The 24,343-nt window shown below is 27.9% G+C and carries 22 protein-coding genes and 2 riboswitches; of the genes, 8 read left to right on the forward strand and 14 right to left on the reverse strand.

The window, feature by feature from the left end; genetic code table 11:
* Positions 1 to 5: 5 nt before the first annotated feature.
* Positions 6 to 938 carry a L,D-transpeptidase gene (locus HMPREF0202_RS12160; protein WP_023049669.1) on the forward strand — a complete coding sequence of 311 codons (933 nt, stop codon included), beginning with the start codon at positions 6 to 8 and terminating at the stop codon, positions 936 to 938.
* 35 nt (positions 939 to 973) lie between these two features.
* On the opposite strand, the gene HMPREF0202_RS14855 is transcribed toward HMPREF0202_RS12160, so the two are convergent.
* The 8 genes from HMPREF0202_RS14855 to HMPREF0202_RS12200 form a co-directional block, all read right to left on the reverse strand.
* Positions 974 to 2,662: a ParB N-terminal domain-containing protein gene (locus HMPREF0202_RS14855; protein WP_023049670.1), complete on the reverse strand. Its 1,689-nt coding sequence runs from the start codon at positions 2,660 to 2,662 to the stop codon at positions 974 to 976.
* Between the two features lie 8 nt (positions 2,663 to 2,670).
* Positions 2,671 to 3,267 carry a metallophosphoesterase family protein gene (locus tag HMPREF0202_RS12170; RefSeq protein WP_023049671.1) on the reverse strand — a complete coding sequence of 199 codons (597 nt, stop codon included), beginning with the start codon at positions 3,265 to 3,267 and terminating at the stop codon, positions 2,671 to 2,673.
* Between the two features lie 63 nt (positions 3,268 to 3,330).
* Positions 3,331 to 5,712, reverse strand: a complete 2,382-nt coding sequence (locus HMPREF0202_RS12175; RefSeq protein WP_023049672.1) for a glycogen/starch/alpha-glucan phosphorylase — start codon at positions 5,710 to 5,712, stop codon at positions 3,331 to 3,333.
* Positions 5,713 to 5,731: 19 nt separating this feature from the next.
* Positions 5,732 to 6,562: a hypothetical protein gene (locus tag HMPREF0202_RS12180; protein WP_023049673.1), complete on the reverse strand. Its 831-nt coding sequence runs from the start codon at positions 6,560 to 6,562 to the stop codon at positions 5,732 to 5,734.
* A 17-nt stretch (positions 6,563 to 6,579) separates the two neighbouring features.
* The gene (locus HMPREF0202_RS12185) at positions 6,580 to 7,353 is read right to left on the reverse strand and encodes a TrmB family transcriptional regulator (RefSeq protein WP_023049674.1); all 774 of its coding nucleotides are present in this window, start codon (positions 7,351 to 7,353) and stop codon (positions 6,580 to 6,582) included.
* 9 nt (positions 7,354 to 7,362) lie between these two features.
* Complete coding sequence (locus tag HMPREF0202_RS12190) at positions 7,363 to 8,220, reverse strand: sugar ABC transporter permease (RefSeq protein ID WP_023049675.1); 858 nt, start codon at positions 8,218 to 8,220, stop codon at positions 7,363 to 7,365.
* A complete protein-coding gene (locus HMPREF0202_RS12195; RefSeq protein ID WP_023049676.1) occupies positions 8,217 to 9,107 on the reverse strand; it encodes a carbohydrate ABC transporter permease in 891 nt (296 codons plus the stop codon). The genes HMPREF0202_RS12190 and HMPREF0202_RS12195 overlap by 4 nt, the downstream gene beginning before the upstream one ends.
* 53 nt (positions 9,108 to 9,160) lie before the next feature.
* A complete protein-coding gene (locus HMPREF0202_RS12200; protein WP_023049677.1) occupies positions 9,161 to 10,399 on the reverse strand; it encodes a sugar ABC transporter substrate-binding protein in 1,239 nt (412 codons plus the stop codon).
* Positions 10,400 to 10,637: 238 nt separating this feature from the next.
* Between HMPREF0202_RS12200 and HMPREF0202_RS12205 the strand changes: the two genes are divergently transcribed.
* Together HMPREF0202_RS12205 and malQ are read left to right on the forward strand one after the other, a co-directional pair.
* On the forward strand, positions 10,638 to 12,089 hold the full coding sequence (locus HMPREF0202_RS12205; RefSeq protein WP_023049678.1) for a carbohydrate porin: 1,452 nt from the start codon (positions 10,638 to 10,640) through the stop codon (positions 12,087 to 12,089).
* A gap of 89 nt (positions 12,090 to 12,178) precedes the next feature.
* The gene (gene malQ / locus HMPREF0202_RS12210; RefSeq protein WP_023049679.1) at positions 12,179 to 13,678 is read left to right on the forward strand and encodes a 4-alpha-glucanotransferase; all 1,500 of its coding nucleotides are present in this window, start codon (positions 12,179 to 12,181) and stop codon (positions 13,676 to 13,678) included.
* 20 nt (positions 13,679 to 13,698) lie between these two features.
* Here the strand turns inward: malQ and HMPREF0202_RS12215 are convergent, their stop codons facing one another.
* Positions 13,699 to 14,205: a hypothetical protein gene (locus HMPREF0202_RS12215; protein WP_023049680.1), complete on the reverse strand. Its 507-nt coding sequence runs from the start codon at positions 14,203 to 14,205 to the stop codon at positions 13,699 to 13,701.
* 104 nt (positions 14,206 to 14,309) lie between these two features.
* On the opposite strand from HMPREF0202_RS12215, the gene HMPREF0202_RS12220 reads away from it, so the two are divergent.
* Genes HMPREF0202_RS12220 through HMPREF0202_RS12230 form a run of 3 tightly spaced genes read left to right on the forward strand, consistent with a single transcriptional unit; the run spans position 14,310 to position 17,017 of the window.
* The gene (locus HMPREF0202_RS12220) at positions 14,310 to 14,921 is read left to right on the forward strand and encodes an ABC transporter ATP-binding protein (protein ID WP_023049681.1); all 612 of its coding nucleotides are present in this window, start codon (positions 14,310 to 14,312) and stop codon (positions 14,919 to 14,921) included.
* Positions 14,921 to 15,703 carry an ABC transporter permease gene (locus HMPREF0202_RS12225; protein ID WP_023049682.1) on the forward strand — a complete coding sequence of 261 codons (783 nt, stop codon included), beginning with the start codon at positions 14,921 to 14,923 and terminating at the stop codon, positions 15,701 to 15,703. The genes HMPREF0202_RS12220 and HMPREF0202_RS12225 overlap by 1 nt, the downstream gene beginning before the upstream one ends.
* 9 nt (positions 15,704 to 15,712) lie before the next feature.
* Positions 15,713 to 17,017: an amino acid permease gene (locus HMPREF0202_RS12230; protein WP_051364173.1), complete on the forward strand. Its 1,305-nt coding sequence runs from the start codon at positions 15,713 to 15,715 to the stop codon at positions 17,015 to 17,017.
* On the opposite strand, the gene thiM is transcribed toward HMPREF0202_RS12230, so the two are convergent.
* The 4 genes from thiM to HMPREF0202_RS12250 all read right to left on the reverse strand — a co-directional run bounded on the left by thiM (position 17,010) and on the right by HMPREF0202_RS12250 (position 20,947).
* Complete coding sequence (gene thiM / locus HMPREF0202_RS12235) at positions 17,010 to 17,837, reverse strand: hydroxyethylthiazole kinase (RefSeq protein ID WP_211231180.1); 828 nt, start codon at positions 17,835 to 17,837, stop codon at positions 17,010 to 17,012. The two genes, HMPREF0202_RS12230 and thiM, sit on opposite strands and share 8 nt — an antisense overlap.
* The gene (gene thiD, locus HMPREF0202_RS12240) at positions 17,830 to 18,636 is read right to left on the reverse strand and encodes a bifunctional hydroxymethylpyrimidine kinase/phosphomethylpyrimidine kinase (protein WP_023049685.1); all 807 of its coding nucleotides are present in this window, start codon (positions 18,634 to 18,636) and stop codon (positions 17,830 to 17,832) included. Before thiD ends, thiM begins: the two co-directional genes overlap by 8 nt.
* Positions 18,637 to 18,728: 92 nt before the next feature.
* A riboswitch (TPP riboswitch) is annotated at positions 18,729 to 18,827 on the reverse strand.
* 24 nt (positions 18,828 to 18,851) lie between these two features.
* Complete coding sequence (locus tag HMPREF0202_RS12245; RefSeq protein WP_023049686.1) at positions 18,852 to 19,466, reverse strand: lysozyme family protein; 615 nt, start codon at positions 19,464 to 19,466, stop codon at positions 18,852 to 18,854.
* Between the two features lie 86 nt (positions 19,467 to 19,552).
* Positions 19,553 to 20,947, reverse strand: a complete 1,395-nt coding sequence (locus HMPREF0202_RS12250) for an amidohydrolase (RefSeq protein ID WP_040407455.1) — start codon at positions 20,945 to 20,947, stop codon at positions 19,553 to 19,555.
* A 60-nt stretch (positions 20,948 to 21,007) separates the two neighbouring features.
* Positions 21,008 to 21,105: riboswitch (purine riboswitch) on the reverse strand.
* A 124-nt stretch (positions 21,106 to 21,229) separates the two neighbouring features.
* On the opposite strand from HMPREF0202_RS12250, the gene glyA reads away from it, so the two are divergent.
* Positions 21,230 to 22,474, forward strand: a complete 1,245-nt coding sequence (glyA, locus tag HMPREF0202_RS12255) for a serine hydroxymethyltransferase (RefSeq protein ID WP_023049688.1) — start codon at positions 21,230 to 21,232, stop codon at positions 22,472 to 22,474.
* Positions 22,475 to 22,569: 95 nt separating this feature from the next.
* Positions 22,570 to 22,911 carry a zinc ribbon domain-containing protein YjdM gene (locus HMPREF0202_RS12260; protein ID WP_040407458.1) on the forward strand — a complete coding sequence of 114 codons (342 nt, stop codon included), beginning with the start codon at positions 22,570 to 22,572 and terminating at the stop codon, positions 22,909 to 22,911.
* Positions 22,912 to 22,944: 33 nt separating this feature from the next.
* Here the strand turns inward: HMPREF0202_RS12260 and HMPREF0202_RS12265 are convergent, their stop codons facing one another.
* Positions 22,945 to 24,336, reverse strand: coding sequence for an ArnT family glycosyltransferase (locus tag HMPREF0202_RS12265; protein ID WP_023049690.1), 1,392 nt, complete (start codon positions 24,334 to 24,336; stop codon positions 22,945 to 22,947).
* Between the last annotated feature and the right edge of the window lie 7 nt (positions 24,337 to 24,343).

Here is a 24,343-nt window from a genome sequence, read left to right on the forward strand (position 1 = left end):
GTATTATGATAAAAATTTTCAATTTTAAAATATTCACAGTTTTTTTTCTACTCACATTATTTTCATTTTCTAAATCAGCAATTATTGAAAAAGAACTTTTATATGATAAGTATACTTTACCTGATACCTATATAATAAAAATAGGTGATAATTATACTCAACATAGAAGTTACGATTGGACAAAAATATCTAATATATTGGATAATATAGATAATTTTACTCATGATCAATATAATTTAGGATCTTTAAAAAATTATAAAAATGCAAATGGAAAACCTGGAGCAGCTATAAAAATGAAATCTCCTCCAGAATCTGATATATACGGTGTCCGAAGAAATCAAGGAATTCCCCTATATTCTGAAAGTAATTTAAATCAACCTGAAAGATATGCTTGGGATGGTAGTTTAGTAAAAATTTTATCACGAAATGGAAATTTTTCTAAAGTTCAAGTGAAAGATATTGACGGTACCTGGTATATTCCAAATAGATATATCGAGACCCTTTCAACTAAAAGATTTGATAAAATAATTATCATAAACCGAAGTTTCCAGAATGTTGTTACTCTTGAAAGAGTGGGTGGCATTTGGAAAATAAGAAGTAAAAATCCTATCACTACTGGCAAAGATAAGCTACCCTATAGTTATGCTACTCCATTAGGAGTTTTTGTAACTCAAAACAAATTAAAAAGAATGGATTATATGAAATTTGGAAATGAATCTGAACCTGGTGGTTATTCCCCTTATGCTACACGATTCTCTGGTGGTGGCTATTTTCATGGATTTCCTGTAGACCTTCCAAGAACGAGTATTATTGAATACAGCAATTCTTTGGGGTCTCTTCCTATTTCACACATGTGTGTTAGGTCTTCCGCTTCTCATGCTCAATTTGTATATAATTGGGCTGAAGTTGATAAGTCTTTATTCATAGTTATTGATTAAACCATATAAAAAGGGAACTTTTTTAAGTTCCCTTTTTATACTAATGTTCCATAATAATCTATAAATGTATACTGTTCCCATTTTCCTTTTACAACGTTTAAGACTCTACTATTGTTGTACTGAATTAAAATCTCTCTATTTTTTATTAATTTCTCTATATCCTCTTTAAATTTTTTATTTATTTCTTCTAGAGTTTTTATATTTAAAAACTTTATATACTCTTTAAGTCGATAGATAGTTTCATAATTTTGTGTTCCTCCATAATCTTTTAAGGACCAATAGCTTTCTAACTCCTTATCTAAATTATAATCTAGCTTTATATTTTTACTTAGAGTAAAATCTCCTATTTTATATTCCTCTTTATTCACTATATTTTTTTCTATAAACTCTCTTAAGTTATCTAATCCTCCATACCTTGTATAATAAAGATAACTCTGACTTATTTTTAAATATTGCTTATTTCTATTTTTTTCAAGTTCATTCTCTTGAAACATAATAAAAATAGGCAGATATATATCCAAAATATAGCTATAAATAAGTTCTTTTTTCGTTAATAATTTATCCTCTTTTTTTCTATAATATCTAGAATATCTTATGCAATCTTCAACTATCTCTTCTAAATTTAATCCATCTAAAGTTAAACTTAATTGTTTTGATTTTAATATAATCTCTTCCTTGTAGAAATTATATACTTGCTCAAACCATCTTTGCATCCCTATAATAAACCCTGGGATATCATTCACTAGATTAAATAGAGCAATTTCTCCTATTATTAATGTTTCTCTTCTAAACTGCTTTTTAGAATATTCTCTAATAGCTTTTATTTTTCCCTTTGTATCATCTGTATAAAATATAATTTTATCAATATAATAAAGCTTTCTAAAGTCATCTATTAAAAAACTATCTAAACTAATATCTGTTTTTAAATCTTTTAATAATAAAATTTTATTTCTATTTAAATAATCAATTAATGTATTTGTATAACCTCTTTGATATTTATTTCCTAATCTATAAGTATTTTTATATTTTAAATATTCTACAAAAATATCTCCATTATTTTCATTTTCTAAATTTTTAAAATTAGAAATTAATATACTTACAATTGGAGTAAAAACTCTTTGATACCATACAATTGCTTTCTCAAAATTTTCCTCTCCCAAAAAGTAAAGATTTAAAAATTTCCTAACTTCCTCTCTTAGCTCTTTATAATTCTCCACTTTTGAACATTCTATATTACTTAAACCACTTTCTTTTTCAAAACTAAATCTTTCTCTTGAGAGTTTATCAATTTCTTCATTATTTTGAGAGAAAAACTCATAGACTTCTGCTTCTATTGAATGAAAATTTAAATTTTTAGCTACAGAAATTCTATGATTTCCATCATATACATAATATTCCTCTCTAACTTTATATAAAATAACTGGTGGTAAACTTCCACTTTCTAAATATTTTATATAAACTGAACTCCACCTACCTTTAGACTCTTCTCTTAATGGATTAAAATCTTTATCAAAATCCTGTGCTTTTTCAACAGTTCCAACAATTTTTACAACGGGAACTTCTTTTACACCTAAATAAATTTTATTAGAAAGTTGATTCTCTTTTTCTACTACACTAAATTCCTTTATTTTTCTATTTTCTCTATCAAAAAAATTAAATCTAGTTTTTCTCAAAGCCTTTTTAAAGGCTATTTCAGCTTCTTCTTTATCTATATCAAATTTCATTTTTCCTCCTAGGAGAAATCCAAATCTAAGACCTTATATCCAAATACATTTATTATTCTTGTATTTTCAAATTGGCCCTCTTGAATCTCATGGTGACTTTTTAAATGGATATGTCCATGTAACCAATATTTTGGCTTTAAAAGATCAATTGCTTTTCTATAACTATTAAAACCTTTATGTATTGGATCATCACCTTCGTTTATCCCCCCAATAGGTGAATGACTAATAACTAAATCAACTGTTTTAAACATTGTTTTAACATAACTTTTCATAACCATAAAAAAAACATCTTTTTCGCTATATTGATGTGCTCCCATTGAATATCTTTGACTTCCATCAAATCCAACAATTTTTATTCCTTTTACCGTACAATTTTCTCCTCCATCTATATTTTTACAAAAACTTATATCGTGATCCCCTGCGTATATATGGTTTCCATTAACATAAACTAGCTCTTTGTTTAAAACAGTAAAAAGGTAATCTAAATATTTGTTACTAACATCTCCACAAGATATTATTAATTCTATATCTTTAAACATCTCTTTTAAAATTTCAGGAGAATATCTCTCCAACGTTGCTTCATCACTAACTGCAAGTATCTTCATTTTTCAACTCCTAATTTTTAATAGACAAAAACTACCATAAATATATGGTAGTTTTTATTTATATTAAATTCTTTGAGGGGCGATTTTCCAAATTTCTTTTGCATATTCATCTATTGTTCTATCTGATGAAAACTTACCACCATTTGAAATATTTATCCAAGCTTTCTTTCCCCAATTTTCTCTATTAGAAAACTCTTTATTTATTCTCTCTTGTGTTTCTCTAAATGCTTCAAAATCTTGTAGCACAAAATATTGATCTGGTTTGTGCCAAGAAGCTCCTTTTAATAATGAATCGTATAATTCTTTATAAAGTCCTGTTCCTTCATCATTTAGTGTCCCGTCTATTAGAGCATCTACAACTCTTTTTAATCCAACTGTATTTCTATAAGGAATATTTGGATTATATCCCTCTTTTTTAAACTTTTCTATATCTTCAACTTTCAATCCAAAAATATAGTTGTTCTCTATTCCAGCCTCTTCAACAATTTCAACGTTAGCTCCATCTAAAGTTCCAAAAGTTAAAGCTCCATTTATCATAAATTTCATATTTCCAGTTCCAGAAGCCTCTTTTCCAGCTGTTGATATTTGTTCTGATATATCCGCTGCTGGGAATAAAAGTTGAGCAGCTGAAACATTGTAATTTTCTATAAATACAACTTTTATCATATCTTTAATATCTTTATCATTATTTATAAGATTTGCTACCTCATTGATTAATCTAATTGTCCCTTTAGCTCTCATATATCCTGGAGCAGATTTTGCTCCAAATATATATGTTACAGGATGAATTTCTAAATTTGGATTCTCTTTTAATCTATAATATAAATCTAAAATATGAAATATATTTAGAAGTTGTCTCTTATATTCATGTAATCTTTTTATCTGAATATCAAAAATTGAATCTGGATTAATTTTTATTCCTTGAGTTTCTTCAATATATTTTGCTAATTGTTTTTTCTTTTCTAATTTTATATTTAAGAAGTTTTCAATAATCGATTTATCTGCTGAATATTTTTCTAAATTTTTCATTTGAGAAAAATCTGTAACCCATCTATCTCCAATTAATTCAGTTATTAAATTAGATAATTCTGGATTACATTGAAGTAGCCATCTTCTTTGAGTTATTCCATTTGTTTTATTTAAAAATCTTTCTGGAAACAGCTCATACCACTCTTTTAACTCTATATGCTTTAAAATATCTGTATGCAGTGCTGCAACTCCATTAGTCGCAAAAGATCCATATATAGCAAGCCATGCCATGTGTATTAAATCACCTTGGATTATTGACATTCTTTCTCTCTTAGCTCTATCATTTGGATATTTTTCTTCTAAAAGATCTAAAAATTGAAAGTGAATTCTTTCTGTTATTTGAAATATTCTAGGAACTACCTCTTCATAAAGTCCAATCCACCATTTTTCCAATGCTTCTGATAATATCGTATGGTTTGTATATGCAAATGTTTTCTCTACAATTTTCCATGCATCTTTCCATAATAGACCCTCTACATCACATAAAATTCTCATAAGTTCTGGTATTGCAATTACTGGATGAGTATCATTTAGTTGAATTGATACAAATTCTGGTAATTTTCCAAAATCAGTTCCATGTAATCTCTTAAATTTTCTTACTATATCTTGTAATGATGCAGATGTAAAGAAATACTGCTGTTTTAATCTAAGTTTTTTCCCCTCGTTTGTTGAATCATTAGGGTATAAAATTCTAGATATATCCTCTGCTTCATTAACTTCCTTTAAAGCTTTATCATAATTTTGATCATTAAAAGCCTTTAAATCTAACTCATTTATAGATTTAGCTTCCCATAATCTAAGAGTGTTCACATTCTCAGTTCCATACCCTATTATTGGCATATCATAAGGAACTGCTCTAACTTTACTATCACCAAATTCAACTATAACTTCATCAAATGGTCTACATATTGTCCAAACATCACCATATTTTAACCAAGTTTCTGGAGTTTCAATTTGGAATCCATTAACTATTTTTTGCTTAAAAATTCCATTTTTATATTTAATTCCATATCCCTGTCCTGGTAAATCTAAAGTTACTAAAGAGTCCATAAAACATGCAGCTAGTCTTCCAAGTCCACCATTTCCTAAACCTGCGTCCTCTTCGGCGTCTTCAACTATATTTATATCTAATCCAAGTTCTTTTAATATCTCTTTTACTTCTTTTTCAACTCCTAAATTTATCAAATTATTTCCTAGAGCTCTTCCCATCAAAAATTCTGCTGAGAAATAAAATGCTTGTTTACCACTTTCATATTTTTTTCTAGTTTCTAACCAATTTTTAGAAATTGTTTCAATTAAAGCCTTACTCAGTCCTTGGTAAATTTCAAAAGAGTTTGCCTCATCTATACTTTTATTAAATAAAATTTCTACCTGTTTTTCTATTCTACCTTTTAAAAGATTTTTCTCAATTAGCATATTCTATTCTCCTCACTTATTATTTTTCATTTAATTTTTTCATAAGTTCTTGAATCTCTAACTCTTTTTTCTCTAATTCAGCCTTTAATCTAGCTTTCTCTTTTAATTGCTTAATTATCTCATCTTTATTGTTTATCTCATTGCTTAGTTTATTATTTTCAGCCTTTATATTTTTTAATTCTGATGCTTCTTGCGTATTAGATTTAACTATTTTTTTATTCACTTTAGTTTGTAATAATTGATGTACTTCTTTAGAATTAACACCATTTCCAAAATATATATTTGGTGTTATTATTGGACCTTTTTTAGAATCAAGATTTATAGGAATAATCATTTGTGCATAATCTCTTGTTAATTTTTCTCCTTCAAATAAAGATTTATCAATAAAGATATCTTGAGAACTTGTTGAACTTCCAAATAAAACTTTTAAATTGTCAACAGGAACTAATTTTGCTGATGTAGATTCTCCTGGTCTTAAACCAAAGTCTAAAGCTTTTGTATAGAATCCTTTAGATTTTTCGTTTACATCAAAAAGTCTTTGCTCTTTTCCGTTAAATCCTATATATTTTGTATCTGACCAATTTATAAAAATAACGTCTTTAGATATATTTTTTATTGAAACATCAATACTATCTTTATTAAATGAAATATTCATAAAAAATTTGTCTGTTGATATCTCATTATTTTTTAATATTAATGGATAATCCCTTGAAGTAGTATCCTTCACACCATATATTTTAACTCCTTGTTCTTTTACTATAGAAGTATTTTCTTTTATTGGTGTTGTTGGTGTACAACCTGTTATTACAACTGTCGATAATAAAGCTCCTAAAAAAAATAGATTTTTCATCTAACTCCCCTCTCTTTTTAAAAATCTAATGTTATTATTTTATTGATATCCTTCCCAAATCTATTTTCTAATTTCATTAAGTGAATATCATTTTTTATATGTTCAGTAACTATATTAATTAAAAGTTTATTTTCAGAATATGTTCCACAAAATTCACCTTCATAGTTACTAGCAATTATTGCTGCAAATAAATCAACAGCTACCATAATTCTTTTTTCTGAATTAGTTATATTAAAATTAAAACTATCTCTTATATATGTTTCAACTCCAAGACTATCGTAATCTATTTTATTAAAACTAAATAGTATAACTCTAACACCCTTTTCTTTTAATCTTTTGAAGTCTTTTTCAAATTCAAATAGATCTAAATTAGTATTTATATACACAATTTTTTCAGCTCTTTTTAAGATATTTCTAAATCTATCTTTAACATCTTCAAATGAGTTTAAATTATAAAATTGTTTTTGTTTGCCACTAACTTCAACTTTATTAAGTTCATCTTTTAAAAATTTTGTGGCTGTGCTTACCTCTTTTTTATAATTTTCAAAAAGCTCATTTAAATCAATTGCTTCATATAAAGTTATCTCTTTATCTAAATATGAGTTTATATACCCTTTTTTTTGTAAAATATCTAAGTTTTGATAAACTGTTGTTCTAGGGTAACCCAAAGCTTTTGCGATTTGAGATCCATTAGATCCTGGGTTTTTTATAAGTTCTAAAAATACCTCAGCCTCTTTTCTTCCAAATCCAATTTTTTCTAAATTTTCTAAAATTTTTTCATTTTCTATCAAAATATCCTCCTACTCTTTAACTCCTCCAACAGTTAATCCACCTACAAGATATCTTGATAGACTAATAAACAGTATTACAACTGGTACACTTGTTATTAGTGCAGCTGCTGAATATGTTCCCCACTCTGCACTAAAAGAACCTTGAAGATTAACTAGTCCAACTGGTAGAGTTAACTTTTCTGCTGATGTTAAAATTATTCTTGCTATTACAAACTCAGACCATGCTGTCATAAAAGAAAATAAAGCAGTTATTGCAAGGGCTGGAGTTGAAACTGGCAACACTATTTTATACATAACTTGCCAAACTTTGCAACCATCAATATATGCACTTTCTTCTAATGATTTAGGTATTGTATCAAAATATCCCTTTAACATCCAAACTGAAAAAGGTACAGACACTGCTACATAAGGAATTAGTAATCCTAAAAAGCTATTCATTAATTTCAATCTTACTAATATTATGAACATTGGTAACAATAACATTGGTGCTGGAAACATCTGTGTTACTAAAAATGTCATCATACCAACTTTTCTTCCCCAAAATGAAAATCTAGAAAATGCATATCCTGCAGTTATTGATATAAATACTCCTATTATAGCTGTTAATGTTGAAATAATAAGAGAGTTTTTTAACCAAATTAAAAGATCCGTTTCAAATATGGCTTTTCTGAAGTTATCTAAAGTAGCATCCTCAGGTATTATTCTTAAACTTGTTGAAAACAATTGGTCTCCCGGTCTTAAAGCTACAGATAAAACATTTAATAGGGGATATAAAGTTATCAAACAAAAGATTATTAATATTGTGTAAATTCCAATTATTTTCTTCCAACTGTCATTTTTCTCAAAATGAATGTTCTTTTCAATCATCTTGACTCCTCCTTAAAAATATTGCTCTTTCTTACATATATTACAGAGAATACAAGTAAAAATAGGAATATTAATACTGAATACGCTGCTGCAAATCCATATCTATAGAAATTAAATGCCAATCTATAAACATCTGTTACTAATATCTGTGTTTCTTTGTTTCCATATCCACCAGCTAAAATGATTATGATATTTAACATATTAAACGTCCAAATTGTTCCTAATATAATTGCAGGTGTTAGAGTTGGCTTTAATAGAGGTAGTGTTATATCTTTAAATTTACTCCAAGGACTAGCACCATCTATGTCAGCTGCTTCATATAATTCCGCTGGAATTGATTGTAATCCTCCTAATGTTATCATCATCATAAATGGAAATCCCAACCAAATATTTGTTATTATTGCTGCATAAAAAGTTAGCTTTGGATCACTTAACCAAGGTAGATTTTGTATTCCAAACCAACCTAGCATTAAATTTATAGCTCCAAAATTTTGATTAAACATACCTTTCCAAGTAAGAGCTGCTATATATTGAGGCATTGCCCAAGGAATTATAAGAAAAACTCTCAAAATAGATTTTCCTGGTAGTTTTCTATTCAGTAATATTGCTAAAAATAATCCAATAGTTACATGAAAAAATACGTTTACAAAAGTCCAAATTATAGTTCTAATAAAAGTTGCTAATACTTCTGGATCTTGAAATACTCTAATATAATTTTGTAATCCTACAAAACCAGGATTTTTAAATGTTCTTAAACTCATATTTGTTAAAGATAACCAAAATCCATAGCCTAAAGGATAAAATACCATTATTGCCATCACTATAAAAGCTGGTGCTATAAATAAATATGGTGTATTTTTACCTACTAGTCTTCCTTTTCCACTCATAATCGTCTCCTTTTAATTTTAGAGGTTGGATAAAATCCAACCTCTCAATTTAATTACTCACCTTTAATAATTTTAATTCCGTCTACTGCATCTTTTTGCATCTTTTTAGCTGCATCTTCTGGAGTCATTTTTCCATTTAAAACAGCTTCTAAGTTCGGTCTCATAGCATCCCAGATAGCTCTCATTTCTGGCACAACTGGCATAGGAACAGTATATTTAATTGTTTCAATTGAATCTTGCATTAATTTATCGTTTTTAACTTGTGGCAATTCTCTAGCTGCCTCTATTCCTGGAGCTTGTGATTGATTTAAAGAAATTTCTGCATTTATCTCTGGAGAGAAAATATAATCAAAGAACTTATTTAAAGCCTCTGTTTTCTTATCTGATGTATTTTCTGATAATGAATATCCTTTAGATGCATTTGTAAATAATGCATAACCATTTTTTGAAGGAATTGGCATAGGAGCTACTCCCAAGTTTATTCCAGCATCCTCGTATTCTTTCCAAGACCATGCTCCATTTAATATCATAGCAGCTTTCTTTTGTTTAAACAGTTGAGAAGCAATATCGTAATCCATTCCTGCTTCTCCTAAGTCATACTTTGCTCTAATATCTCTTACAAAAGTTAAAGCATCTACCATAGCTTGGTTATCTAGATTAGGATTATTTTTGCTATCAAAAATTTCTCCTCCAAATCCATTATAGAATCCTACAAACCAAAATGGTTCTTTTTCATTATATAGGAATCCATATTTAGAATTAGCTTTGTCCTTTGCGTCTACAGCTCTATTTGCCTGTGCTATTTTTAAAAACTCTTCCCAATTTTTTGGTGCATTAGCTACCATATCTTTATTGTATAAAAGAGCTATTTGATTTCCTAAGAATTCTGGTAGTAGATATAATTGATTATCATACATACCACTTTTTAAAGCTCCTTCATTAAATTTTTGAATTAAATCCTTAGATACAACTTTATCAATTGGCTTGATTAAATCTGAAACCATAAAAATTCCTATATTATCATTTGGACCATAAACTATATCTGGACCCTGACCTGCTAAAGATGCATTTTGAAACTGAGTTCTTAAATCTTCATTGGAATAATGAACTACATTTACCTTAACATCTGGATTCTTTTTCATAAATTCATCAACTATTTTTATGTAAGTAGGTCTTACTGCTGGTTCCATCTGTTCCCATAAAGTTATTTCAGTGGCTTTACCTAAAGCTATTGTTGAAAATAATGTTCCTGCTGCTAAAACTAATAGCGGTTTTTTTAAAATGTTTCTCATTTTACCCCTCCTTGATTTTTGTTGTACTTTAAATACAACAATATTATTACCTCATTTTTTAACAATAGTCAATAGTTTTTTTAAAAAAATATGTACTTTTTTTTATTTTTATGTTTTTTTTAAGAAATTTTAGTTTTATTATTGACAAATTAAAAAAAATGTTATAAATATATTGGTATGAAATGTTGTATCAGTTTTACAACAAACAAAAAAATAAAATACAGGGGGAGTCAAATTTATGAAAATTAACAAAATTCTTACACTTTTATCTTGTATCATCCTTGCTGGAACAGTTGGAGAAAAAACTTTTGCCAAAGAGGTAGTTCAAACTCCTGAAGTTGTTACAGCTTCTTATGATGTATCTGCTTTAGAGGATAGAATTGCTAAATTAGAGTATAATCAAGAGCATCCAAGTTTTGAATTTCATGGATATGGTAGATCTGGACTTCTTTTAAATGCAAATAATGATTTAAAAAAAGGAAAAGTATTTAATAAAAATGGAGTTGGAAGACTTGGTAATGAAAGCGATACTTATATTGAAGCTGAATTAGTTAAAAATTTCTACCTAGACAATGGTTCTTGGTCTAAATGGCATATCATGTTTGCTAAAGGAACTGATGATTATAACGATTGGAATGAAAATGTAGCTCTTAGACAAGCTTATGCTGAAATGGGAAATCTTCCAGTATTTTCAGGAGCTTTCAAGGAATCTGTAATCTGGGCTGGTAAAAGATTCTATAATAGAAGAGATATTCATATAACAGATTTCTATTTTACTGATTATTCAGGAACTGGAGCTGGAATAGATAATATAAAAATTGGAGATGGAATGTTAGATTTAGGAGTTATAGCTAGAGATTACGATAGTTATGATTCTGTTGGTCCTGTTACTAATTCTTCAAAAGAGGATGGTTTAAATGTTGTAAATTTACTTGCTAGATATGATATTGGATCTTGGGAGTTCGACTTAGGAGCTGCTTTTTCTAAAGATAATGAAAATAGAACTATAAATAACCAAAATGGAGATTATAATACATATAGTGCCGCTGATTACGGATTACAACTGGGAATATTCTATAATACACCTGGATATTACTGGAGTGGTAAAGGTTTCTCGAAAATTTTTGCACAAGTTGGTTATGGACTTAATGCAGGAGATGGTTTAGGAACCGCTGGTAGAGGAGCAGAGAAAAATTTAGATGATGCACTATCTGCTAGACTTGGTACTTTTGGAGTTTTACCTATTAATGAAAAGTGGGATTTATTTACAACAGTTGTTGCTCAACATAATAAAAATAGTAAATTTAATTACAATGCAACTCTTTTAGATCCTCAAGGAGACTCTTATTCGGTTGATGTTGATGGTCTTAAATCAACTTGGGTTAGCGTTGTTGCTAGACCAGTTTATAAAATCAATGAAAACTTTGAACTTCAATTTGAAGCTGGTTACTACTATGTGACAGAAGAAAAAGATAACGGTAATGATGTAGATGGAAACCTTTATAAGCTTACATTTGCACCAACATTTAAGTTAAATTCAAATGACTTCTGGGCTAGACCTGAAATTAGAACATTTGTTACTTGGGCTGGATGGGATAATGACTATCAAAAAGCTTTCCAATCTGATTTAAACTCTTACAGTGGAAAAAATGGAGTAAATGTTGGAGTTCAAGCAGAAGTTTGGTTCTAATATAATATATTTTATATAATAATTCCCTTTTGAGGCACCTTCCTCCCGTTGGTGCCTCATTTACAATAAATTAAAAGTGAGGTATTTTCATGAAAGATAGATCAAGCGGTATTCTTTTACATATAACATCACTACCTGGCGACTATGGAATTGGTGATTTTGGAAAATGTGCCTATGAGTTTGTTGATTTTTTAGAAAAAAGTCATCAAAAATATTGGCAAATTCTTCCAATGGGAATAACTGGCTACGGTGATTCTCCTTATCAATCTTTCTCTGCTTTTGCAGGTAATCCATATTTTATAGACTTAAATTCTTTAATAGAATTAGATATCTTAACTAAAGAGGATCTTAAATCCTTATCTGAATTAAATACTATATCAAATATACAATATGATAAATTATATATAGATCGATATAAAGTTTTAAAAAAAGCCTTCTTAAACTTTAAAAATAAAAATTTATTATACACTTTAAATAATTTTAAAAATAAAAATATTTGGTGGCTTGAGAACTATGCCCTTTACATGGCTATTAAAGATAAATTCAACGATAAATCCTGGTTAGAATGGCCTAGAGATTATAAATTTAGAGATAAGAAAACTTTAAAAAAAGCTAAACTTGAGCTTCAAGATGAAATTAACTTCCATATTTTTTTACAATATCTATTTGACAAGCAATGGAATGAATTAAAATCATATGCTAATAATAAAGGAATAAAAATTATTGGAGATATTCCTATTTTTATAGCTACTGATAGTGCTGACACTTGGGAAAATCCTAATATGTTTTGCTTTGATAAAAAGTTACAACCTACAAAAGTTGCTGGATGCCCTCCAGATGCTTTTAGTGCTGATGGGCAATTTTGGGGAAATGTATTATATAATTGGAAATATATTGAAAAAAATAATTTTAAATGGTGGATTAAAAGAATCAAAAGTTGTTTTAAACTCTACGATACAGTTAGAATAGATCACTTCAGAGGTTTTGAATCTTTTTGGTCAATTCCTGCTAAAGCAAAAACTGCTAGATTTGGAAAGTGGGAAAAAGGGCCTGGAATGAAATTATTTAATGCTATTAAAAATTCTTTAGGTAATTTAGATATTATAGCGGAAGATTTAGGATTTTTAACTCCTAAAGTTTATAAACTTTTAAAAGATTCAGGTTTTCCCGGAATGAAGATATTAGAATTTGCTTTTGACTCAAGGGAAGAAAGTGATTATCTACCACATAAATATCCTAAAAAAAGTATTGCTTATACTGGTACTCATGACAACCAAACTGTCGTTGGATGGTATGAAACTATAAACAAAAAAGATAAAATATTTTGTGATGATTATCTTGATAATTTTTTAAAAGATAAAAATATTCAAGATAATTCCATTAATTGGAAGTTTATTGAGGCTCTTTGGAGCTCTAATTCACAACTTGTTGTAGCTCCTATGCAAGATTTTTTAGGTTTAGATGATTCTAGTAGAATGAATACACCGTCTACCCTAGGAAACAACTGGATTTGGAGAGTTGATAAATCTTTTTTAGATAGCAATCTTTCTCAAAAAATATCTATTTTAACGAAAAAGTATAATCGATAAAAAAAGTGAGATTAAAAATCTCACTTTTTTAATATTACATTAATATAATCATCTTGATTACTCATTTCTAAAATATCAAAATCAGTAAATCCAACTAAATCCATTAACTCTTTTTCCGTGAAACAAGTATTCCATCTTCCCTCTTTAAAATAATCTTTTTCCCCAAATCTAAAAGAAAGATAAAGCAATCCTTTTTCAACTAAAACCTGATAAAATTTATTTAAAACATAATATAAATCCAATCGATCCAAATGTAAAAGAGTATCTAAAGCCCAAATACCTATAAATCGTTCTCGATCTTTTAAACCGCTCATAGTTTTAACAATACTTTCTTTTGCTATAACCTCATAAATTTCATCATTACTCTTAGAATCTACTTTTAAATGTTCAACATTGTGACCTTTTTCTAGAAAAAAGCTATTTATAATATCCTCTTTAGGTTTTAATGTTAAAATTTTTCCATGTTTTAGTAATTTTTTTTCAAAGTTATTAACCTCTTCTAATTTGATACTCGTCCCGTCATACAAACAACCTCCTTATTTTTAAACTCTCCCTAGTTTTATATACAAATTTCTTATGGTTTTTCCTTGCTTTATATGTTAAAATCCCTATAAAGTTTTATGGAGGGAATATGATTAACTTTAAAAATATAAGTCTAAAATTTAATGATAAAATTATTTTAAATAACTTTAATTTAATTGTAAATGCTGGAGAAAAAATACTAATCTCTGGAGTTTCTGGAAAAGGAAAAACTACATTACTTAAACTTTTACTTGGTTTTAGTACTCCTAATTCTGGAAGTATCTTAGTAGATAATTTAGAATTAAATGAACAAACTATTAATATTATTCGAAATAAAATTGGATATATGCCTCAATCCACACCTTTTTTAAATGTAAAAGTTGAAAAATTAATACATACTATTTTTAATTATAAAGAAAACTTAAAAACTAAACTAGACATGAGTATTCTTATACAAACTTTAAAAGAATTTAATTTAGATTCTAATATTTTATCTAAAAATATAAATCAACTTTCAGGTGGTGAAAAACAAAGGTTAGCTTTTGTTATAATAATTTTATTAGATCGAAAAATTTGGATTTTGGATGAAATAACCTCTTCTTTAGATCAAGATATGAAAGAAAAAGTTATAAATTATATTTTAAATACAAATAAAACGGTTATTTTAGTTTCTCATGATAAAACAGAATCTTTAAATAATTTTAGGACGGTGATTCTTTAATGGCACAAGATATATTTTTACCTAATCTACTTTATTTTGCTATTTTTTTAATTCCTATCTTTTATATTATGAATTATCTTGAAATAAATATGATTTCTAATGTTATAAAATCTATTCTTAGAATGTTTATCCAACTTATGTTAGTCGGTGTTTATCTACATTATATTTTAACACTCAATAATTCATGGATTAATTTAGCATATTTAACTCTTATGACCTTTGCATGCACTTTTACAATTGTAAGAGACGTTAAAATAAGAGATAGTAAATTTTATATAATCGTTGCTGTATCTACTATTATTCCTTTAATTCTTAATATGTTTATATTTTCAGAACTTTTATTACATTTAAAAGATCCTCTTGATGCTCTATATTTAATACCAATCTCTGGTATGATTTTAGGAAATACTCTAAACGGAATGATTGTAACTATAAATGACTTTTTAAATAATTTAAAACTTAACGAAGAAAGTTACCTTCTCTCTTTATCATTTGGAGCCACTAAATTTGAAGCATTAAAACCATTTATAGCAAATGCCATAACTTTAGCTTTTAAACCTTCTGTTGCTACTATGGCAAATGTTGGATTAGTTTCTCTTCCTGGTATGATGACCGGTCAAATTTTAGGCGGATCTCTACCTATTGTTGCTATAAAATATCAAATTGCTATAATGATTGCTCTTTTTGTCTGTAGATTTTTATCTTCTTTTATTTTACTTTATTTTTGCTCTCTATATTTTTTTAATAAATACTCAATATTTACATTAAAGATTAAAGAATAGGTGATATTTATGGCTGAGAAAAAAGAGTTTGGTTTATTTGGACTTATCGGTGTTGTAATTGGCTCTGTTATTGGTGGTGGAATTTTTAATATCTCAAAAGAGATTGCAAAAACCTCTTCTATTGGAGCCGCTTTAATTGGTTGGACAATATCTGCTTTAGGCGTATTTTTTATAATAAAAATCTACCAAAGACTTCTTTTAAAAAAACCGGATTTAAACAATGGAATATATGAATATGCTCGTATTGGCTTTGGACCTTTGGCTGGATTTTTTTCCGCTTGGGGATATTGGTTGGCTTGCGTTGTTAGTAATGCTAGTTATCCTGTTCTTATAGTACAAACATTAAGTTATTTTTTTCCATCTATTGTAGGGGTAAAAACACCACAAGGATTTATTTTAGGCACATCTCTTCTTTGGCTAATTTCATATATTATTATGAAAGGAATTAAAACTTATAATTTTTTCAATTTTTTAGCTACTTTTGGTAAAGTTTCAGCAATTATTATGTCTATTTGCTTTATGTTTATTTTTTTTAAATATAAGATATTTTCTTTTGATTTTTGGGGAACTTTAAACTATAAGGGTGATATTTTTGTACAGATTAAAGGGTGTATGCTTCAAACCTTATGGGCTTTAATTGGCGTTGAAGGAGCAGTTGTCATCTCGGGAAGAGCAAAAAATAAAAACGATGTTAGTCAAGCTACTTTTATTGGTTACTTTATAGCACTTTTTTTATATATTTTTATAGTTGTGCTTAGCTATGGAATACTTCCTGCAGAGAAGCTCCAAAATTTAAAAGATCCTGCTTTAGCCTATATTTTAGAGGCTATTATTGGTAAATGGGGTGCAATTTTTATTAATATTTCTGTTTTAATTTCTATATTTGGAGCTTGGATTACATGGACTATTATAGCTGCCGAAATTCCATATAATATATCTATGGATAACCTATTTCCAAGTTTTTTAAAAAATTTAAATGTTAATGGTGCTGCTAGTAATGCTATAATTTTCAATGCTTTCATTAAGCAGCTTGCTTTTATGGTGTCTCTTTTTTCAAGTAATGTATATCTTATAATTACAAATTCTGCTGCTGCACTAATGCTTTTACCTTATATTTTTTCTATCTTGTTTTTATTAAAAATTTCATCATTTAAAAATGAAAAAATCTATATTTTATATGGAATTTTAGCTATATTTTATTGTTTTTGGATGGTGTATGCTGCTGGAGAAAAATATATTATTCAAACACTTCTTATATACTTAACAGGTTTACCACTTTATTTATATAAAAAGTATGAATCCTCTACTAACTAGTAGAGGATATTTTTTCATTTTTTCTTATTATCTCCTCAGTTAGATTAGATATATTATCCATTATGTTAACTTTTAAACTTCCTGTCCCTATAAAGTTTTTTTCTGCTAATTCTCCAGCTATTCCCATTGATAATACTCCACCTACTGCACTAACTAATGAGTTATTTTTTCCACCTAAAAATGCTCCTATTAAAGATGAAATCATACATCCTGTTCCTGTAACCAGCTCCATTTTTTTATGACCATTCATTACTTTAAAAACTATTTCTTGATTTCCAATATAATCAATTTCTCCAGTTATAGCTATAACTGAATTAAATTTTTTAGCTGCAAGCTTTACTAACTTTTCTCCACTGTCATCCTTTTCTAAAGAATCTACTCCCCTACTCAAAGAGTCTATATTTAAAATTGACTTTATTTCAGCCATATTCCCTTTTATTACTGTAAATTTTATCTCTTTTAATAATGCATTTACAAGATTTTTTCTGGCCTTTGTGGCTCCTACTCCCACCGGGTCTAAAATAATTGGTTTTTTTAACTTATTAGCAATTTTTCCAACTTCCACTGCCATTGTCTCCATACTTTTATCCATAGTTCCTATATTTAAAACTACACTTGATGAAAATTCAATTATTTCTTCAATCTCTTCTATGCAAAACGACATTAATGGTGAACCTCCAATAGCTAAGGTTATATTAGCACAATCATTTATAGTTACTGTATTAGTTAAATGATAAACCAATGGTGTTTTCTCCTTAATATTTTTTAAAGCTAATACAACCTCATCAACTAACTCCTCTTTCATGATATTCTTATTCAAAATCAACACCAGCCTTTTTATAAATATCTACAAAATGTCCTACTGGTCCTACTCCCTCTCCTATAGAAAAAGAGTTTTTTATTGCATCTGTTATGTATCTTTTTCCTATTTTTACTGATTCCTCGATAGAATAACCTTTTCCTATATAAGAAGCTATCGTTGAAGATAATGTACACCCTGTACCATGGGTATTTTTTGTTTCAAACCTCTCACCCAAAAGTTTAACAATCTCATTCTCTTCTGTTAAAAGTATATCTGTACAATTATCCTCTCTATGTCCACCTTTTATCAAAACATTTTTAGCACCTAATTTTTTTATTTTTTTAGCCGCTAAAATCATCTCTTCTTCAGACTCTATTTTCATATTTGCTAAAATTTCTGCTTCTGGAATATTTGGTGTTACTAGAGTTCCAATTTTTAAAAATTCTTTTAATGCTTCTATTGCTTCCTCTTTTAAAAGATAGTAACCACTTTTAGAAACCATAACTGGATCTATAACTATATTTTTTCCATTGACATTTTTTAAAGTTTCATAAACAACTTTTATAATTTCACTACTAGATAACATTCCTATTTTAACTGAACTTATCTCTATATCTTCATATAAAACTTCTATCTGTTTTTTTATAATATTCAAGTCCACCTCTTGAACTGCAAAAACTCCCATACTATTTTGTGCTGTAATTGCAGTTATGACACTCATTCCATATACACCTTGAGCACTCATAGCTTTTAAATCTGCCTGAATTCCTGCACCACCACACGAATCAGATCCTGCTATAGTTAAAACTTTTTTCATTTTTTACCTCCTAGAATTTTTGCATAAAAAAAGCTATCCCTAAAATAGGGATAGCCAAATTATAAATTATAGTTGTATTCTTAACTAAAAAATATTGTATTTTGCTACTTCCCTACGCTAGAATTAACTAGATCAGGTTCGAAGGGTCAGTTTTTTAACTTCTCAGCCTTTTGGCTCCCCTAGTAAACTTTTTTTATTCTTTTAAACACAATATACTATATTCTATTATTAATGTCAACCATAGCCATCTCTTTTAACTTAGTTCTATAAGACAGAATTCTTTTCTCCCAACCCTTTCCATATAGCTCCCAACTAGTTAAACTTTTATAATAATTTATTCTTTCTTCTGTTATAAGATCTATAAACTTTTCATGATCTTGAACTGAATTTATAACAGCTATTGTTTTACTTCCTAAAACTCCATCTACAACTATGTTTTCTGAAGGTTTATATCTTTTTAAAGCTCTTTGAGTTATAACAGCTCCTGCATTATATCCACCATTAAAAAATATATCAAATATCATCATTTGTGAATACGAGTGCTTAACCTCATTCAATCGATACTCTGTTAAAAGATGCTCGGCTATTTCTCTAGCTTGCTCCTCTGTAAGAGATTTTATTTCATAATCTTTATTAAATTTTTTATTGTACTCAATTAATAAAAAATTTCTTATTCCATATTTAGAAAGTTCCTTTTGTGTTTTTACAAGTTTATCCCCCTCGTGAGACAACACTTCACTTATTATAATCTCTCTAATTTTTGTATCCTCATATCCAAAAGTGACTGTAGAATACAATAACGTAATTATAATTACAAATTTTTCTAGCATACTCTGATTAGTTTCCTCCCTGTATATTTAAATAGTTTAATAACTTTTTAAAAACAGGGTATATTATATCATAATTTTGACTAATTTTATAGAGTTTCTGCAACTTTTTGAACTTTTTCCTTAAAATCAGTTATATCTTTTATTACTTTTTTAGAGTCTACAGTTTTAATTTGCTTATCTTCTACTATTAGCTTTCCATTTACTATAACAGTATCTACATTGCTAGCATTAGCTGAATAAACTAAAGCTGAATATGGATCATATATTGGATTCATGTTTACTGACTTTGTTTCCACTATTACTATATCAGCTAATTTACCAACTTCTAAACTTCCCAATTCATTTTCTCTATGTATAGCTCTTGCTCCACCTATCGTTGCCATTTCAACAGCCTTTTTTGGCGGTAATGCTGATCTATCTTTTGTATCTAGTTTGTGTAACTTAGCAACATACCCCATTTGACCAATTATATCTAAAGTGTTTCCACTCATAGGACCATCTGTTCCTAGACCTACTCTCATCCCTTTATCATGCATTTTTAAAGCTGGTGAAATTCCTTTTGCTGATTTAATATTAGCAACCATATTATGAGCTATCCCAACATCTCTTTTTTTCATTAGTTCTATATCACTATCTGTTATAAAGATATTATGAGCTGCAATAAATCTTTCGTTTAATAAACCAACTGAATCTAAGTACTCAACAGGTGTCATTTTATATTCTTTTTTGATTCTATCAAACTCTCCATCAGTTTCTGCTACGTGCATTGAAACAGGCACGTTATATTTTTTTGAAAGTTCTTTGATTTTTAATAACTCCTCTTTTGTTACTGTATGAGGTCCATGAGGTCCGAACCCTGGAGTTATTAATTCATCATTTTTATATTTTTCTACAAAAGCAACAGCTCTATTTAATGTTTCTCCTTTTTCTTTTCCATCTGCTGTTGGATATTTAATTATATTTTGTGTCATAATTCCTCTTAATCCAACCTCTTTAACAGCTTGAGCAGCACTCTCTTCAAATAAATACATATCTACCATCGTAGTTACTCCACCTAAAGCCATCTCCATAGCCCCATGCTTTGCTCCTATATATGACATCTCTGGGCTTACCATTTGATTTTCTAAAGGAAAAATATATCTATTTAGTCTATCAGGAACATCGTCTGCTAAAGATCTAAATACTGTCATTGATACATGAGTATGAGTATTTATCATTCCAGGCATTATAATTCCATCTTCTGCATCTATAATCTTAGTAGCACTATATTTTTTTAATAAATCTTCATTTCCTACAGAAATTATTTTATTATTTTTTATAACTATAACTCCATTTTCTATAATCTCTCTTTTTTCATTCATTGTTAAAAGAGTTCCATTTTTTATTATTATATTAGCTTGTTCTTTTTTCTCAACTAAAGAACTACACCCAACTATAAATAAACTTCCTAATAATAATGCACCTTTTAAATAATTTTTCATTAAATAATCCTCCCAAATAAAAAAAATCCCAGCAAGCAAAAGCTTCCTGGGTTAACTGACTCCCAATTTACTTTTACTTATAGTACCAAATTTAAGGTTTGGTGTAGAAACTTTTGGCCATATTCCAAATATATATAAGCTTTAAATAAATATTTCACGAAATAATTTTAGCATATTTGAATCTAAAATCAAAGTTTTTTTATTTTATTGATTTTATATATGGAATTCTACACATTAATAGTATATAATTAAAACATCACATAATTTGCAGGAGGTAGTTTAATGTTAAAATTTTTAAAAGATACAGATATTGATGTTTACAATGCTATTGAAAAAGAGTTAGATAGACAAGAAAATGGTTTAGAACTTATTGCCTCGGAAAATTTTGTTTCAAAAAGTGTAATGGAAGCTGTTGGTTCAGCTATGACAAATAAATATGCCGAAGGGTATCCCAATAAACGTTATTATGGAGGGTGTGAGTTTGTAGATATAGTTGAAACTTTAGCTATTGAAAGAGCAAAAGAACTTTTTGGCGCAAAATTTGCTAATGTTCAAGCACACTCTGGTTCTCAAGCTAATATGGCAGCTTATAGAAGTTTGATAGATTTAGGTGACTGTATTTTAGGAATGAGACTAGATCACGGTGGACATTTAACTCATGGTAAAAATGTTAATTTTTCTGGAAATGATTATAAAGTTATATCATACAGTGTAAAAAAAGATGATGAAAGAATTGACTATGATGAAATTAGAAAATTAGCTTTAGAAAATCAACCTAAACTTATTATCGCTGGAGCAAGCGCTTATCCTAGAACTATTGACTTTAAAAAATTTAGAGAAATAGCTGATGAAGTTGGTGCTTACTTAGTTGTCGATATGGCTCATATTGCTGGACTTGTTGCAACTGGATTACATCCATCTCCGATTCCATATGCTCATATTACTACTAGCACAACACATAAGACTCTTAGAGGACCAAGAGGCGGGCTTATTTTAACAAATGATGAAGAGATTGCTAAAAAAATCGATAAGATTATATTTCCTGGTATTCAAGGTGGACCTTTAATGCATATTATAGCAGGTAAAGCTGTAGCCTTTAAAGAAGCTCTTTCACCAGAATTTAAAAAATATCAAGAACAAGTTATAAAAAATGCTAAAGTTTTAGCAGACACATTAACTCAAAACGGAGTTAGAGTTGTCAGTGGAGGTACTGATAACCATCTTATTCTTGTTGATCTTACAAATTTAGATATAACTGGAAAAGATGCTGAAAAAATATTAGAAAAAGTAAATATAACGGTTAATAAAAATGGAATTCCTTATGATACTAAAAGTCCTTTTGTTACAAGTGGAATCAGACTTGGTACTCCTGCTTTAACAACAAGAGGTATGAAAGAGAATGAGATGATTTTAATTGGAAATTTAATTGTTACAGCTTTACAAAATAGTGATAATGATGAAATTCTTAAAAATATTATTGAAGATATTAAAATTCTTTGTAAAAAATTCCCTTTATATAAGGATTAAAAGTTAAATAGTATCAATAAAATTTTGTTTTCTTGAATTTTTTTCAAATTTGTTTTATAATATAAGTAATTATTTATAGAATGGAGAAAAATATTATGACAAAATTACCAAATTGTCCTAAGTGTAATTCAGAGTACACTTACGAGGATGGAAATCTATTTGTTTGCCCAGAGTGTGCTTATGAATGGTCAATGGAAGCTACTGAGGATGACTCAGACGACTCTCTTATTGTAAAGGATGCTAATGGAACTCTTTTAGCTGACGGTGATACAATCACTGTTATTAAAGATTTAAAAATCAAAGGAAGTTCTTCTGTTGTTAAAATTGGAACAAAAGTAAAAAACATAAGATTAGTTGAAGGAGATCATAACATCGATTGTAGAATTGATGGTATTGGAGCTATGAAACTTAAATCTGAATTTGTAAAAAAAATCTAAGGTCGTATTTCTACGACCTTATTTTTATTCCTATTACTTTTTAATTAAAATAGTATACTCTTTATTTGAATAAAGTTCCTCTAAACTTCTATCTGAAATATCTTTTTTATATTTCTTTTTAACTAAAAGTAATTCACCTTCGTTCATTTTACTTAAATCCTCTAAAGGTATATTTTCTATTGAATTTTTATTTATTTCATTGGAAATATTTTTAGCATCTTCAAATCTATAACTATAAACCTTTTCACTGTTTTCTTTTAAAATCTCTATACTTTCTTTTATTGTAAAATTTTTATTATAGTATGGCAATAGTCCAGCACAAATAATTAATATCGTACAATTAATATATAATAAAATTCTATAAACTTTTTCTTTTGATCCACTCCAAATTCTTTCAATAACTCTCAATGAAACTATAACTATACCATAGTAAAGAGGTAGTAAATAAATATCTAATTTACCACTTATCAAACTAAAAAATACTAAATTTGGAACAAATAAACTAAATGCAATTTTATCAATCTTTTTCCATTTTTTTCTATTTTTTAAATTTCTTAAGCTTTTATAAAGTCCTACTATAAAAAATGGAGCTAGTGGTAAAGTTGTTAATGGTAGAAGTTTTAAATAGTAGTATATAGGTCTAGTATGTGTTTTTGCTTTAACAACTCTTCCTAAAGTTTCTTGCCCTAATATTAATCCTATATAACTTTTGCCCTCTGGAAAACTTAACATCATTAGAAACCAAATTCCTAAAATAGTTACTATTATTCCTAATCCTAATAATAATCTCATTTTTTTTAGATAACTTAAATTATTATCTAAATATAAATAGAATAATATAGTTAACACAGGAATAATAAAAGCAGCTCCTCCTTTTACTAAAACGCCCAAAGCTATGCAGCTATAAAAATAAATACTCTTATTTAATGATATCTCTTTTTTATCTGAATAAGATGAGAAAAAAAGATAAATACTTCCCATTATAAATGTTGTCATTAAAGTATCCATTCTCAATACTAGTGATACTCCAAATATATATGGCAATGTTATAAAAATAGCAGTTGATATATATGCCATTTTTTCATTCCAGTATAATTTAGACAATTTAAAACCTAAAAAAGCAGTTATTCCTGCAGGAATAATATTTGCTATAATTAGAGAAATTGGATAAAAATTCTCTCTGGTTACATATCTAACTAAACCTAATATCCAAAAATAAATTGGAGGTTTATCTGGGTAAAGCTCTGTAAAATACTTAAGAATTATAAAATTTTTAGTTTCTACCATTTGTTCTGTTATTACAAAGTATTTTAATTCATTTCTAAGATCTGGAAATCTTAAAAAAGTTATCCCTATAATTAAAGCAAAATAACCTATGAAAAATAGTTTGTATCTCTCTTTATATGTATCATCTTTAAATCTCATACCCTCT

The sequence above is a fragment of the Cetobacterium somerae ATCC BAA-474 genome, from assembly GCF_000479045.1.
Taxonomy (GTDB): domain Bacteria; phylum Fusobacteriota; class Fusobacteriia; order Fusobacteriales; family Fusobacteriaceae; genus Cetobacterium_A; species Cetobacterium_A somerae.